Source organism: Clostridium sp. (assembly GCF_051654825.1).
Classification (GTDB): domain Bacteria; phylum Bacillota; class Clostridia; order Clostridiales; family Clostridiaceae; genus Clostridium.
Map to the genome: position 1 here is coordinate 1 of NZ_JBOFYU010000130.1, position 15,569 is coordinate 15,569.

Genomic DNA, 15,569 nt, shown 5'->3' on the forward strand with positions numbered 1-15,569 from the left:
GTCCAAGTACCTCTATATTCCCAGTAATTTTTTGGAAATATAGTTAGGTTTATTAATGTTACTCTTTTTTATATGAGACAAACTTGATAATTTCCAATTTTATTTATTTTTTATCTTGACATATTACCAGTCGTCTATATATTTATTTTGACAATATGACACTAGTAGAATTTGATAACAAAAAAAGCTACAGATATTTCTGTAGCTTTAACCTTTATATAAAAAGCACAGAAATAATTAAAATCACAATTGGTAACACAAAATAACCCTCTTTAAAAGATGGTTTTTTCCATGTGTTAAGTTGTAATATTAATTAGTTTTCCGTGCCATATTTACTTTGTCACTATGCAAAATCAAATATGAGGAGTAGCATCATTCCTTTCTAATGTCATATGTCTTATAAAATAATATAAAAATAAATGATTAAAGTCAAGGTGAGGTTGGTAAGTACTAATAGTTAAAAATTTTTCACTTACTTAATCTCACTGATAAATTGGAATTTATCGAGGAGTACAAGCTGTAATATCTATAAGATTTTATAGGTCACCAACACTAAATTTCTGACTTTAACATCTCCTCAACTTTTTTTCTTACACCTATTGGTAAACAGCCTTGCAAAGACCTTTCTAATAGAAATGCTTTCTTAATTCTGTTTGATAATAAATAGTTCTCTATCATTTTTACTTTAACTTCTCTGCTAGGAATTAACTGATAAATCACATACCAATCTTCTAAGGCGGTAAATGGTATATCAACTCCATTTATAATCTTAAATTCCGAAATAGAGTTTTGGTCGAACATGTATCTAAAAGTTCCATTACTATGATTAATAGCGAAACCAGCCATAACATCAACATCAATTTCATTTATTACATATTCATAAAAATATTTAGTTGAGTAAGTTGAAGTTTTTTCCCATTTTTTCTTCTCTCCAATACTTTTAAGTATTTCATCTGCTTCCTTAATATCATCAATACTTATAAAAATATCTATATCATTGGGTTTCTCAATAAATCCAAACTTATTCAATAGTATGGATGCACCAACTCCCCATGTTATACCCGCATCATTTAGCTTCTTTCCTATATAACTTAAAGTTTTAAACATTTAAAATAATCTCTCCTATCGATATTTTAGTATTTTTATTTATCGTATGAATAATCTAATTGGTAAATTCTTATTCTTCTATTAATTAATAGAAGATAAGTTTATGGTATTTGAAAAAGCATAGTATAATTTATTATCATTTTTAAGTAGATATTTAAATCCACTTTTTATAATTACTTTTTTAGATTGTATATTGTTAGGGAAGTGAGAGGATATAATGGAGTAATTTTTATTCTCTATACGTGAATACTGAATAATTTCATTTAGTGCCTCTACTGCAAAGCCGTGTCCCCAATATTTTTCAGCTAAAACAATGCCTACTTCTTTAGAATCTTTAAAAATACTATCTGTAGGATTATGCAATTCAATCCAGCCAATTGCTTTATTAAGTTCTTTTAATTCAATTGCCCACAATGAATTAGCAGGTTCTTGAATAAATTTTTCTAAAACTTCACTTGTTTCATTAATGTTAGAGCGAACTTTAAAACCAGCTAAATCTGCTACTTTTTTATTAGACATAATTTCATGCAGACTATTTAAATCATGTTTTGTCCAAGCTCTTAAAATTAATCTATTACTTTCAAATATTTTCATAATAAATCTCCACAAATCAATAATAATATAAATTATAATTCAAATAAGTATGATTTTAAATGTATAGTTATTACAAAAACAATAACTATAGATATAGATAAACATCATTTTGATAATTGATATAAAAATAATTGTGCTTATAATTCAATCCAATTGCTTAATAAATTATATACTTCAAATCCACGTTTTTTATACATATTAAATGCAATTGTATTTTTTTCTATTACAGTTAGGCAAATATGAGGAATTTTTTTATAGTTTAAGCGATTTATAGCTGTTTCTAATAGCCTTTTTCCATAGCCTGCCCCCCTATTTTCTTTTGATAATCCTATATCAAAAAATCCTTTATCACCTTCTATTGAGGTATCCATAAATCCTATATACACTCCATTAGAAGCCACTATAAATCTTTCAGTGTTTTTATCAGGGTTTTCCAGAAAATCATTAACATCTTCTTTAGTTATATAAGTTCCATGAGGCATATCACTAAAGGAAGAATTATATATTGCTAAATAATCATACTTATTTTCTTTTGTTAATGGAATTAAGTCTAATAATTGTTCTTGTACTTCCTTGCTTTTTAGTTCCATTTTATAAGAACAATAAGAATGAGAAAGCCCAAGGTCCTTTGCAATATTTAGTATTTCTTTATTTCTTATTCCAAGAAGAATTTTAGTAGCATTATATTCATAAGATACTTTTTTACCTTCATAAATTAATTTTGATAATATTTCATTTTTAAATTCAGCCTTTTCTAGGATGTCTATAGCATGTATATAAGTAGTTTTTAGTTTTTCACAAACTTCTAAAACTACTGATGCAGTTCCAAGGACTGTACCTTCTTTAAAATAAAACAATACTCCCTTTCCATAGTGATAAATCTTACCCATTAAATTTTTTTCTATGTCTTCTAGTGACTGATTTTTATTGTTTCTACAGAGAAATTCTAGAGAAAGCTTCTTTTCTTCATTATTTAAGTTTAATAAATTCTTAACCATAGTACCTCCATAAACATATGTAGTAGTTAACATATTTAAAATGATAGTATATTGAAATAGGTTAACTACTAATTAATCAATTTTAATTATTCTTTAATCCAATATTCACTACAATCCTTAGTCCTATCTAAGAATCCATATTGAATTAAAGCACGTCTTATAGTTACATAGTCTTCATAAATTCTTTTTAAAATCCTGTTAATTTCCTTTTCAGAATACCTTTTACTAATAGTAAAGTTTTTAGTTATTTCTTCTAATAAAATTATCTTTTTCTTTTCCTTTGAAGGATAGCTTTTTAAACCACCGGTTTCATCCATATAAGTTTTAATTACTTTGACTTTTTCTTCATTTGTAATATTAAACCTATCATCTAATGCATTAGCACCTTTATGGGCATCACATATTATATCCTTTTCTAATGTAGTGATTTCCTTATTTGTATTTGACTTTAATAAATCCATCATAGCTAAAAATAATTTAGCTTGCTTTTCCTTTTCTCTTAGCTTATAGCGATGGTTTCTAATTGTAGAATTTGCAACTCCAAGCTTTAAAGCTATTTCTTTATCAGAAAGACCTTGGGATATTAAATCAATAATAGACTTTTGTGTTTCTGATATACCAGTAAATGTAGGATTCATATTTAATAAATAATTAAGGGGGGAGGTGTGAGCTTCTATTATATGAAGTTCTATAGCTTTTTTGGCATCAAAAAGCATCTCATTAATTTTATAAATCCTACCAATAGTAAATTCTTCACCACATATCAAACAAGAATAGTAACCATATTTTTCTATATAGCCTTTTTTTATTTCTTCAATAGAAGAATTCCAAAATATATCCGTATTTATATTCATATTAAAACCACCTTTTCAAATAATATCCATTAAGTATATAATACCGACTATATATTATTTTGTCTATATATAAATAAACAAATATATAAAATGTTTCGATTTAATGATAAAGATTATTCTAGTCTAGTGATAAATTATAAATATAAATAAGATATACTTTTATAAATATAAAACTCTAGGTCCTGGATTATTTGTTAGATGTGTTTTATAAAGTAGTACTTTATAAGAATTTCAAAGAGGAATCTATAATTGAGAAGTGCTTTTAAGATTTAATCTTTTTATTATGAGTTTTTAGAAAAAAGAAGTAATAAAGATGGTATAATAAAGAAAATTATTTTGTTTACAAAGGAAAGTAAGTTAGTTATTTCATAATAGCTAATAAAACTTAAAATGCTAGGGGGAAAAATGAGATGAAATATGAAGTAATATTATTTGATGCAGATGATACATTATTTGATTTTAAGAAAACTGAGGACTACGCTTTTAATAAACTTTTAGAGAATTTTAATATAGGTGGAGATAAGGCTAATTGCAGAGAAATTTATAATAAAATTAATTCAAAGCTTTGGAAGGATTTTGAGCAAGGGCTTATTACATCAGATGCTTTAAAGGTTGAGCGTTTTGTAAGATTTTTAGAAGAGTTAAATGAAAATCATGATGCAAGTGAGTTTAGTAATAAATATGTGGAGTTTCTAGGAGAAGGCTCATTTATTTTTGATGAAGCAGTTGAATTATTAGAGTATTTAAAAGAAAAATATAGACTAGCTATAATAACTAATGGATTAGCAAAGGTTCAAAATAATAGAATTAGAAAATCTGAAATAGCTAATTACTTTGAAGATTTTATAATATCTGATGAAGTAAAAATAGCCAAGCCAGATGCTAGAATATTTGAATATGCTTTAAAATCATTAAATCACATAGATAAAAGTAAGGTTCTAATGGTTGGAGATAGTTTAAGTTCAGATATAAAAGGTGGACAAAACTTTGGTATAGATACTTGTTGGTTTAACATAAATGGAATAAAAAATGAAAGTGAAATAAAACCTACATATGAAATTAAGAATATATTAGAGCTTAAAGAACTTATATAAAATAGTTAAGAGTGAGGAGAGAGAAGAGTTGTGATAGAAACTCTCTGAGTTTCTTGAATTAATAAATTCAGCAAAGATGAATAAAAATGTATAATATAATAAATCCCTTTAAGGATTTCCATCTTAGCTCTCAAAAAGACTAATATTATGAAAAAAAACTCGAAAACATACTATTAAAAAATAAAAATTATCAGCATAGAAATTGTATTGATTGGGAATAATGTTTGTGATAATATTGCTCTTATACCTAAAATTAGACACTAATTAGGAAAGGATGAACAGTATGGAGAAAAATTCAAACAAGCTTATTTCACTTATAATTTCTAAGACTGTAATATTTATAGTAGTAGTTTTATCTGTAGCTAGTTTTAAAAGTGTTTTTAAGGAGGCTAACTCCACAGTAGGTGTAACAACTATTGTATTAGCACTATCATTTTTAGGAATGGATTTAACATTAAATCCTTTAATGAATTTTACTTATTTACTAGGAGCTAACATAATATTAGGAATTGGATCCTTTATAGCAGTTCAAAATATTTTTCTAGGAATATTAATAAATCTTTTAATAATGTTATTTATAGGATATTTCTTTAGCTTTAAAATTAGTAAACCACTTAATATGTTAGTAGGTCTACACTATATACTAATGCTTACTAATTCAGTAACTATTGAAGAAATGCCTTTAAGATTAGCTTCTTTAGTAGCTGGTGCAGTAATAGTAATGTTACTTCAATTTGTAGCTAATAGAAATAAGCTTGAAAAATCTAGTGTAAAGGAAATACAGCTTTTAAAAGCTTTAGTTTTGAGTAAAATAGAGTTTTTAGCTAGTAATGAAAATATTTCTGAAATAAATGAAAAAATAATAGAAAAGACTAATGAAATTGAATCACTTGTATTTTATAGTGGTAAAAAGAATGGAGCTATTACAGAAGGCGGAAAAAGTGTATTAAGAACTGTAGCAGCTTATGAAAATATAAATATTACATTAGAAAGCAACACATATAGCAAGGATATATTAGTTAAATTACATAAGGCTATTGAATTACTTCAAGGCGATTTAATAAGTGTTGAAGGCTTTGAAGTTCCTTTAAAAATATTAGTTCATGAGAAGGGTGCGAAAATTTCAAACCAAGTATTAGATAATACAGATGGAATTGAAAAAAATAAAATAGAATTTAATTCAACTAGATTTATTTATGGATTAAAGCTTGGATCTCTTGTAGCTTTATCTTTTTTTGCAGTTAAGTACTTTAATATTGAATTTGGAGAATGGATAGTTTATACAGTATTTGCTCTTACTCAGCCTCATTATGAATATAGCAGAGAAAAGTCTAAAAAGAGAGTTTGGGGAACATTAATAGGAGCTATGATTATTGCAATAGTATTTAGTATATTTAAAGAGTCAGAAATAAGAACATTACTATTAGTACTATTTGGTTACTTAATGTCTTATGTCTCAGATTATAGAAATGTAGTAGTATTTGTTACATTATCATCTATAGCATCTGCTGCAGTATTAGTAGCAGATCCAGGCAATATAATATTTGCAAGAGTTCTATTTGTATTAGTTGGTGCTGGTATATCAATTATAGTAAATAGATTCATATTAAAAAGAAGCTTTTCACATGAGCTTAGTGGATTATATGATATGGTAGACAAAGCTTTAGAAAAGATTAAAGAAAGTACAATTAAAAATGAAAGCTTCTTCTGTATAGCTTATATGGTACCAGCCTTAGTAGAAGGAAGAATTCATTATTTAAGCTTAAATGATTTAAAAAAGGAAGATGAAGTTTTCAAAAAAGAAAGAGAAGAAATCAATAAAATATATATAAATTATATTAGTAAAATTATATAAGTATATAAAAAGGTCTAGTGAAGATTGATTTTCACTAGACCTTTCTTTATTTTAAAGGTGACTTAGTTAAATAAATTTTTAGATAGTTAATTATAAATATTTTAATTTAATTATCACTAAAGTGAAATTATTGAATATTGTAGTATTAAGAATTAGCTACAAAGGAGGAAGTGTTAATGACTAGAGAGAGAGAGAAACCAAGAGTAGAATTCACTCAGCAGGAGGCTTTAGCAGTAGCTAAATATCTTGGTGTTTCTTTTAGAAAAGAAAGTTTTGACATATTAGCTTTTACAATTGGGATGAATATAGAATTAGAACATGGATTAAAACATCCAGAAACGAATATTACAGATGATGATCCGATTTTGACTGGAAAAATAGCACTTGCTCATTTACGTAAATTTCCGGATTATTATGATAGGTTATTACTTCTTGAAGATGAAGCAGATACGTACTATGAAGACAAGTAAAGGTGATATTAATAAAAGCGCTATATAGCATAAACAACGATATATTATAAAATAAAAGCACCCAGTAGGATATATTAAATTGTACTAGGTGCTATTTAGATTACGAAATCCAAGCTTCAGTAAAATCAATAGATGAACTTGCCTCATCTATTTGTTTTTGACTTACTCGGATATATCTTTGAGTAGTCGCTATATTGCTATGATTAAATATTTCTTTTAATAAATCTATATTACCATTAGTTTGATTATAGATAGTAACACCAAAGAATTTTCTAAAGCTATGACTACTTATATTAGTTAGATTAAGGTGATTAACTATTATTTCTAATTGTTTTTGAATAGCTCGTACCTTAACTTTAATTAAATAATCATTGCTTTTTATATTGTTCTCCATAGCATACTCGTAAATTATTTCTTTTAAATTTCTATTTATAGTTCTATATTGAAGTTTTCCTGTTTTCTTTTCTATAATTTCCAGCTTATCATTTTTAAAGGTTGAAGGTTTAAGTTTTAAAACATCAGAAATTCTTAATCCTAAGTTTGCTTGAAGCATAAATGTCATGGCCAGCTGTTTATTAGGTCTAAAAATATGTGTAACGCCCTCTTTATCTTTATATGTAAAGCCTGTCCTGCAAAGTTGCATAATAGTAAAGTATTCGTCCTTCTCTAAAGGTCTTGCAGCTCTTCTATCTTTTCTTGATTTCCTTCTAATTTTAGCATCAATAGATAGTGAATATTTTGGCTTTATTGATTCAGATTTCAGCTTGATAAGCATATTATTTGCTATAGATACTTTTAATTTTTTATTCCATAAAAGAGTTAAGATTGTTTGGACTTTTTTGCTATGGACATCATCAATATAAACAAGAAGTAAGTCAAGAGCAGAGTCTACATCAATAATATTATCTAAAACAGATTCTAAAATATCTAAAATTTCCATAACTTCTCCTAAGATTTCATATAAAATGACTATATTTATAGTATAATTTATAGATAATTTTATCATAAAAGTACATTAATATAAATATAAAGTACATAAATAAAAATCTAGGAGTTAGTTTATTGTAATTCTCCTTAATATTAAATAATTTATATAAATTATTACTACAGATAAGAGTATATTACTTTACATAACTCCTAAAAATTATATTTTTAAATAGTTTTGTCTCTATTTTTAGTAGATCGATTTCCAATTAAGAATCCAATACAGCCACTAAGAAGATCTCTAAATTGAGATAATGTAGCAGTAGAGCCACTTGGAATTAGATGAAAATTTATCCCTAGAATAAATGTTAGCAAAATAAAGACACATATAAAGATAGCGACAGTATCTTGAAGTGTTTTGTTACAAATATAAATTTCTTCTTCTTTTTTTATTTCCTTTTCAACTTTACTTATATTTATGCATTTATATTCAGTTGAAATTTTTTCTTGAATCTCAGGATCGGTTAACATAATATCTAATAAATCTAGCCGTTCTTTTACTGAAGGATCTTCTTTTACATCATCATCTTTAAATAAAAAACTTGAGCTTAAAAAATATCCAAAAATACCTGCAACGCTAGTTCTTATAACAACGTTTATGGAAATATAATCTTGAATAACAGGATCTACATTGTATAAATTATGGGTACATTGTAGTAGTAAAATAAACATGATTAAAAGTAATCCTTTATCCTTAAAGGAAATATCATTCCAGCATTTTTTTATAATTTTAATGATTTTAAAGTTGTGTTTTTTCATAGGTGTCACCTCTGTAATAAATATTCCTTTTCTATTATCTTATTAAGTAAACAATTAAAAGGTTACTTATAATTAAGATAATTATTTTGAAAATAAAGCAAAACATTTTAAAATTGTATTAGTACAATTGACTATATTTCCATATTAAGTATAAAATGTATTTAAATTAATAGCTGTTTTAAATGGCTAAATTAAAAGGGGGCAAATATGGATAATAGAGAAATTAGGTTTAAAAAATTAATTCAAACAGCACTACTTGCTGCATTATGCTTTGTGTCATTTACGTACTTACAAATTAAGATTCCAATACCAGGAGGAGATGCAACTTCACTTCATATTGGAAATACATTTTGTGTTTTAGCAGCGCTATTACTTGGAGGCTGGTATGGGGGACTAGCTGGAGCTATAGGAATGACTATTGCAGATTTAATTGATCCTGTATATATTTTAGTAGCACCAAAGACTTTTGTTTTGAAGTTGTGCATTGGATTAATAACAGGTTTAATTGCACATAAATATGCAAAGATAAGTGAAAATAATGATAAAAAATATATATTTAAATGGAGCCTTATTGCATCTATTGGTGGACTAGCCTTTAATGTTATTGCAGATCCTATAGTTGGGTATTTTTATAAGCAATATATACTTGGACAGCCACAGGAAGCAGCTTCAATATTAGCTAAAATAAGTGCTGGAGCAACATTTATAAATGCAGTAGTTTCAGTTATATTAGTAGTAGTTCTATATAATGCCACAAGGCCTATATTAAAAAAATCGGGATTATTACTATCAATTGGTAATTAAAAAATATATATTTGCTAAATGATGAACTGTACCACTTGTAAGGGACAATAAAAAGTAGAATAATTCTAGAAGATGATTTCTATTTTAAAATCTATAAGCATTTATATTATAAATAGAAAACCCTATAGGATAGATATATTATTATGTCTACTCTATAGGGTTTATTTTATCTCACTAGTAACTTTTTCAGTTAAAGTTAAGTATTAAAATTAGCCTAAGAATGAAAAAAACACTCTTTTACTTGTAATATGATTACTTTAATAGAGTGTTTTACAGCAGATAATATATTTACTTTGAATGTATATTAAGCAATGAATTATTTAGATAATCTTCATTAATAATAAAGTCGCTTTGATAATAATAGGTAGGATTATTATATAATAATTTACAATCTAAAAAGAAGCTATCTTGTCCCAATATACCAAATATATTAGAAAAACAACTTATTTCTATTTCTTTTGGGATAATATCTATTATTATAGATGAGCTATTACAAAATAAACTATTAGTAAGGCCAGCACCTGTAACTCCAGCTATATATTTTGCCGTAGAAAAGAGATCTAGTTGACTTTTAAAAGATAGTAATTCAGGATATACAATATCATAATCAAAGTTTTTAAATATTAATTCTGCAGCATCAATGTTTTTTAACCTGTGATTTTTAGTATTTTTTCGGGATATGAATATTTTTTTATTTGGTTCATTATTAATAGATAATTTATCATGGAGTAAGTTTACTCCTATATCATTTAGAATTATATCATCATAATTTAATTTATATCCCTTTTTTATATTTAACGGAATAATGGATAAATCTGAAAAGGAAATTAGTTTATTAACTTTATATTTTACATTACTTTTTAATAAAATAATTTCTCTTTCATTATTATTTAGCATTAATAGTTCATCATATAATTGTGGAATATATATAATAGATTCATCAACTAACAAAGGCATGTTTTTGTATAAACCTAAAGAGTTAATTAAACAAAGCTTTGTTAAAGATTCTATATTAAAGTGATAATAATTAGTGGATGCTGATCCAAGTAGCATTATTCCTTTATCTATCACATAATTAGAATCGATATATTGTATTCTTGTAATTTTATTATTTATAAATAATATATTGGCATCTCTTAAATCAAATTTATATGAATTAAATCTTATAATTAAATCACAAATACAATGGTTATCATCAAAAATAACATTAGAATTACCTATAATATTAACATTTAGTAATTCAGCATAATATCTTTCAGGATACATACAATTTATATATTCACTTTTAGAAAAGTTATAGTTAGGTATATATACTTTTTGATTGTGCTGATTTTCTAAAGTATAATACTTGTAATTTTTTAATTTGCAATATACTTCACAATTAGTAGTTTTTAATTGTTTTTTTATCATGATGTAGTACTCCTTTTAACAACGTCTTATAATAGCCCAAAATAGATCTTCATCTGTAATATCATTATTAATTTGAAGATTTTTATTAACTGAATGAACGGTAACTTTATTATAAATTTCATTAATTGAATCTTTAGTATTAACAACATGATTTAATAAAACGTTATTTTTAGCCTTTAATATATTTTCTTTATTATAATTTTTAATACAAATATATTTATTAATTTCATTTAATATTTCACTTACGTTATTAAAATTAAATTGATTTAAGAATGTATCATAGTCGCTTAATGTAGGAATATTATCAATATGATATTTTATAATGGGTAAATCATATAGAATAGCATCTAAAGCTGAAGTCATTCCACCAATCATAAATGAATTAATATAGAGATCAGAAATTTTATAAAAGTCACTAACATTATTCTTAATGCCCATAACATTGATTCTTCCATTAGATGTACTACTTAATTCTTTCCAATTTCCTTCATTTTTTGGGCCTATTACATATATATAAATATCTTTAGACATACTAGCTATATTTTTTAGTATATCTTCAAACTTAACATGGTTATAACTTACACATTTATAGCTAGGTGCAACAGTAAGAATGACAAAAGCATTTTTATCAATATTATATTTTTTGCGCAAAGCTAATTTATTGAAGGGCTTCTTTTCTTCTAGTGGGATAGGAAATAAATATGATGATTTGACTCCCCTTCTTTTAAAAGAAATTTCTTGCCCACTTAACCTCATATCTAGTACTAAATCTGATATTGATGGTCCAAGCCAAAAAACATGATCACCATGATTCATATAGATTACTGGAGGACCTTCATCTATACCAAATGCCATAATAGGAATGGGATCATACATATGAATATGAAGTATAACTATATCAGCCCAGGAATAGGCAAATTTTCTTAATGCCATAGCTTTTTCTGTTTCTAAATCAGAAAATGAAGATAATGTTAAATATGTGCCTCCACTTTTAGAAATACTATCTAATAACCAAGATGGAGTAGAATCTATTTGCCAAGTTGTAATTAAGGAATGTACGGAATTACTATCTTTTTTAATCCACTTATTAACTATCTTAGTATGACCACCTATTTCATATCCTTCGCTTAAAATATGAAGGACTTTTCTCTTTGATGTTTTTGGAAGAATATCTTTAGGAATATCTATATTAGGTAAATTTTCAGCGCATATTAATAACATTTCTTCTACAGATTTAGAAGCGTATATTCCAGCATGGCGCTCTGATGCATTATAGGCCATTTTCTTTGCATACTGTGCTACAGATTCATAGTTTTTATCGTCTATATCTAATTGCATAAGTGTTATAAATTTATTTAAAAGAGATTTATTTTTGTTTAAGTTTTCTATAGCAAAAGTATAATCTAGTGATGAAAATAAGTTTTTTTCAAGACAAATATTTTTCATGAATTCACCCCAATTTTACTAGTTGTATGTTTAAAAATTTAAATATAAGCTACATATTTATATAAATATGTAGCTTATATTTTAAATTAAGATTATTTACTAAGAAAGCTTTATAACTGTAATTGAACCAGAAAAATAATATTCATTATTAGGAATATTATGAGCAGATTCAATACTAATAGTTGAGTTAGATCTATTAACTAATTTCACCACATAAGGAAAAGCACTGGTTTCATTAACATTAAATGCAGTAGTACCTTCAACAATTCCAAGTAAACTTGTTGCTGAACCCGATTTACCAAGCATAGTGCCTACCGAATCTTCAAGGTAGATTATAGTATTATGAGATGAACATCTTGGCTGTGAATTTATTGACCATATTGTTAAATATAAACCTGGCTCATATAATTTTATTTCATAAGTAAGTTCATTATATTTTATAGCTGTACCTAAATTCATAACTATATTATTTAGAGGAATATTATCACCACTATTTACAAGAATATTATCACACCTACTTAAATTACTGTCGACTACTTGCAAAGCATTATTAACCAAACTTCCAGTAGCCCCAGTAGGACCAATAGGACCTATACTTCCAGTAGCCCCTGTAGGGCCAGTAATACCTATAGGACCAATAGGACCTACACTTCCGGTAGCCCCAGTAGGACCAATAGGGCCTGTACTTCCAGTAATTCCTGTACAGCAATTGTTACATTTATCTACTAATGTTACTTTAACATAAGGGTAGTTTGAGCATCTACTAGCTGAAAAAATCATTGCAAATTTTGACTCACAAGGGCAAAGCCTTATTCCAAAGTTAGTATCGGTATTATATACCCATGATTTAAAAAAATTAGTTATGTCCAATTTAACAATATCATCACAATTAGATGATATATTACAATATCTATTATGATGTTTATCTACTTTTGGAGAATTACACCATGTTACAGTTTTATAATTAAAATCTTCAGTATTTTTAAATATATTAATACAAGAAGTAGAATTACTAATAAAAACACTATGAAAATATAATTCGGCTGATATAATATCAGAACAGTTAATATCTTTATTAAATGTTAAAGGTATTTTTAATAAAATATTATTAGTATTCTCATTTTTAATATTTTGTAATACTAAATCTTTTTCTTCAGAATAGTTTTTGTCAAAGCAATTTGAAGATATAAATGTATCTTGATTAATTGGTATTACAATAGTTTTCAAAAGGTTCTCCTTAATAATAATTGCTATATGAATATTGTATTATACATTAGATATATTTGTTACAAATAGAACATTTTGGATAATGATTTGATAGTAATTATTAAGCTTTTGTTGAATATTATATTATTAATAATAAAGGAGGTAAATTAATGATTATAACTAATTCAATTGATGATTTTTATGTAATAGAAGAAAATAATAGCAATAGCATAAATGAAGATAAATTTTTATTAATAGGTAGTTATAAAAATAAATCTTATAAAACTTTAATAGATATAGATATTTCTAAAATAATAGATAATAGATTTGATGATAATATAAGCAAAATAGAATTAGGGTTATTTGTAAAAGATATAAAAATATACAATAATAAAAAGATGGTTATAAATATTAAGGAAAGTGAAACAGAAGAAAGTTATAGATATATAGTAAATAGTAATTGCTTAAATAAATATTTGTATTTTGATATAACAGACTTAGTAAATACATTGATAAATAAGGTACATACATGTAGTGAGATTACACTAAGTACTAATTGTAATAGCATAAAATTTTATTCGTCAAGGGCAAAGGAAAAACCTATTATAAGAATAACAGAAAAGCAAATATCATTAGATAATAAAACGAAAAGAGAAGAATATGAAAGTAATTATAGTGAAAAAAACGATGAATGTATTGTAGAAGATGAAAGTATTATAAAAAATAGTACTACGTTTAATATAAATGAAAAAAAAATTATAAATAACAAATATAAATATGAGCCATTTATAGATATTAAATGTTTTAAAAAAGTGTATGGAAATTTCTATAATACATCAGGTGTTTTAAAATGCATAAATAATATAAATTATATAAAGTGGGATTTTCAGGAGACTAATGGAGAAATAGATAAGTTAAATGATAATTTAACTATAAAAATTAAATATAAAGGGGCATACTTTGTAAGCTTTATGATAAATTCTAGAAGCGATACTTTTACTACAATGCAGCTACTTTTAAATGGTAAAAAGATAATAAATAGTGAGTTTCAAATTGGATTAAATGAAGGAATAAGTTATGGACAGTTAGTGCTAAATGTAGAAGAAGAAAATAGTTTATTAAATTTAGTTATAAACGATACAAATTCTATACTTATTAATATTGGAGTTTCTGCATCGATTATAATTTACAATTTATAAAAATATGAATAAAATTTTTTTAATTGTGTCAAAGATGTAGATGTGTGAATAATATAAACTATGGAAATGTTAAAAAATGTTAAGTTTTATAGTATTATGTTGCATTTTTAACATTCTATAAAATATTATTTTAAATAATAGGAGGACTTATTATGTCATTGCCAAAAATACCTGATATGAATCCAAATGTTACCGTGGATAAGGAGGATGCTCTTAATCTACTTTTATTCTCAATAGGAATGGAAGAAATAGGGCTATCCCACATAATTAATGCTGAAGGTGAAAAAATTCAATATATACTTGGAACTTTAGTTGATGTAGATGGAAATACAATTGCACCACCTGAAAGAGCTTCAGTTCAAGAAGTTTTAGCTGTTAATAAGTCTGTTGGTGGAACATTGAAAAATGTTTTAAGAAATCAATTATTACTTCAATTAAAACTTGAAGATGTTATGGAAATAATGACAACATCAATTCCAAATGCATAATAGAAAATAACTACTATAAGAAAAGGAGTAAATAATATTATTTACTCTTTTTCTAATTTATGTAATATTACATAAATATAGAAATATAATAATGTAAGGGGGGGTGGTTAATTTATGTCTATGCCAAATATTCCAAATATAAATCCTGAAGTAAATTTAGAGATTAAAGATACAATAAGTATGCTTTTAAGTTCTATAGCATTAGAAGAGATCGGGCTTTCACATATAATAAATGCTGAAGCAGAAAAGATTCAATATGCAGTAGGAACATTAGATACTTCATATTGTAATACTCAAAGAA

At 25.5% G+C, this 15,569-nt stretch carries 15 protein-coding genes and 1 pseudogene; 7 read left to right on the forward strand and 9 right to left on the reverse strand.

What is annotated here, in order from left to right; all coding sequences use genetic code 11:
• Nucleotides 1–552: 552 nt before the first annotated feature.
• From ACRDBA_RS08110 to ACRDBA_RS08125, 4 genes are all read right to left on the reverse strand, one after another.
• Complete coding sequence (locus ACRDBA_RS08110) at nt 553–1,107, reverse strand: nucleotidyltransferase (RefSeq protein WP_438572421.1); 555 nt, start codon at nt 1,105–1,107, stop codon at nt 553–555.
• Nucleotides 1,108–1,188: 81 nt separating this feature from the next.
• The gene (locus ACRDBA_RS08115) at nt 1,189–1,701 is read right to left on the reverse strand and encodes a GNAT family N-acetyltransferase (protein ID WP_438572422.1); all 513 of its coding nucleotides are present in this window, start codon (nt 1,699–1,701) and stop codon (nt 1,189–1,191) included.
• Between the two features lie 137 nt (nt 1,702–1,838).
• On the reverse strand, nt 1,839–2,699 hold the full coding sequence (locus tag ACRDBA_RS08120) for a GNAT family N-acetyltransferase (protein ID WP_438572423.1): 861 nt from the start codon (nt 2,697–2,699) through the stop codon (nt 1,839–1,841).
• An 86-nt stretch (nt 2,700–2,785) separates the two neighbouring features.
• Nucleotides 2,786–3,553, reverse strand: coding sequence for a DUF2087 domain-containing protein (locus tag ACRDBA_RS08125; RefSeq protein ID WP_438572424.1), 768 nt, complete (start codon nt 3,551–3,553; stop codon nt 2,786–2,788).
• 410 nt (nt 3,554–3,963) lie between these two features.
• On the opposite strand from ACRDBA_RS08125, the gene ACRDBA_RS08130 reads away from it, so the two are divergent.
• The 3 genes from ACRDBA_RS08130 to ACRDBA_RS08140 all read left to right on the forward strand — a co-directional run bounded on the left by ACRDBA_RS08130 (nt 3,964) and on the right by ACRDBA_RS08140 (nt 6,972).
• Nucleotides 3,964–4,647, forward strand: a complete 684-nt coding sequence (locus ACRDBA_RS08130) for a YjjG family noncanonical pyrimidine nucleotidase (protein ID WP_438572425.1) — start codon at nt 3,964–3,966, stop codon at nt 4,645–4,647.
• Nucleotides 4,648–4,930: 283 nt separating this feature from the next.
• Nucleotides 4,931–6,502: an FUSC family protein gene (locus ACRDBA_RS08135; RefSeq protein WP_438572426.1), complete on the forward strand. Its 1,572-nt coding sequence runs from the start codon at nt 4,931–4,933 to the stop codon at nt 6,500–6,502.
• Between the two features lie 176 nt (nt 6,503–6,678).
• Nucleotides 6,679–6,972 (forward strand): DUF5661 family protein, encoded by a 294-nt coding sequence (locus tag ACRDBA_RS08140; RefSeq protein ID WP_438572427.1) that lies wholly within the window; start codon nt 6,679–6,681, stop codon nt 6,970–6,972.
• A 100-nt stretch (nt 6,973–7,072) separates the two neighbouring features.
• Here the strand turns inward: ACRDBA_RS08140 and ACRDBA_RS08145 are convergent, their stop codons facing one another.
• Both ACRDBA_RS08145 and ACRDBA_RS08150 read right to left on the reverse strand, forming a co-directional pair.
• Nucleotides 7,073–7,912, reverse strand: a complete 840-nt coding sequence (locus ACRDBA_RS08145) for a tyrosine-type recombinase/integrase (protein ID WP_438572428.1) — start codon at nt 7,910–7,912, stop codon at nt 7,073–7,075.
• Nucleotides 7,913–8,124: 212 nt separating this feature from the next.
• Nucleotides 8,125–8,715 carry a hypothetical protein gene (locus tag ACRDBA_RS08150; protein WP_438572429.1) on the reverse strand — a complete coding sequence of 197 codons (591 nt, stop codon included), beginning with the start codon at nt 8,713–8,715 and terminating at the stop codon, nt 8,125–8,127.
• Nucleotides 8,716–8,922: 207 nt separating this feature from the next.
• On the opposite strand from ACRDBA_RS08150, the gene ACRDBA_RS08155 reads away from it, so the two are divergent.
• Complete coding sequence (locus ACRDBA_RS08155) at nt 8,923–9,519, forward strand: ECF transporter S component (RefSeq protein ID WP_438572430.1); 597 nt, start codon at nt 8,923–8,925, stop codon at nt 9,517–9,519.
• Nucleotides 9,520–9,807: 288 nt separating this feature from the next.
• On the opposite strand, the gene ACRDBA_RS08160 is transcribed toward ACRDBA_RS08155, so the two are convergent.
• The 3 genes from ACRDBA_RS08160 to ACRDBA_RS08170 form a co-directional block, all read right to left on the reverse strand.
• On the reverse strand, nt 9,808–10,929 hold the full coding sequence (locus tag ACRDBA_RS08160) for a glycosyltransferase family 61 protein (protein WP_438572431.1): 1,122 nt from the start codon (nt 10,927–10,929) through the stop codon (nt 9,808–9,810).
• 15 nt (nt 10,930–10,944) lie between these two features.
• Entirely contained in the window at nt 10,945–12,375 is a 1,431-nt protein-coding gene (locus ACRDBA_RS08165) for a hypothetical protein (protein ID WP_438572432.1), read from the reverse strand.
• Nucleotides 12,376–12,474: 99 nt separating this feature from the next.
• The gene (locus ACRDBA_RS08170) at nt 12,475–13,602 is read right to left on the reverse strand and encodes a DNRLRE domain-containing protein (RefSeq protein WP_438572433.1); all 1,128 of its coding nucleotides are present in this window, start codon (nt 13,600–13,602) and stop codon (nt 12,475–12,477) included.
• 149 nt (nt 13,603–13,751) lie between these two features.
• Between ACRDBA_RS08170 and ACRDBA_RS08175 the strand changes: the two genes are divergently transcribed.
• From ACRDBA_RS08175 to ACRDBA_RS08185, 3 genes and pseudogenes are all read left to right on the forward strand, one after another.
• Nucleotides 13,752–14,780, forward strand: coding sequence for a hypothetical protein (locus ACRDBA_RS08175; protein ID WP_438572434.1), 1,029 nt, complete (start codon nt 13,752–13,754; stop codon nt 14,778–14,780).
• Between the two features lie 152 nt (nt 14,781–14,932).
• Nucleotides 14,933–15,268, forward strand: coding sequence for a hypothetical protein (locus ACRDBA_RS08180; protein WP_438572435.1), 336 nt, complete (start codon nt 14,933–14,935; stop codon nt 15,266–15,268).
• Between the two features lie 114 nt (nt 15,269–15,382).
• Nucleotides 15,383–15,569, forward strand: a pseudogene (locus tag ACRDBA_RS08185) (hypothetical protein); the annotation flags it as partial.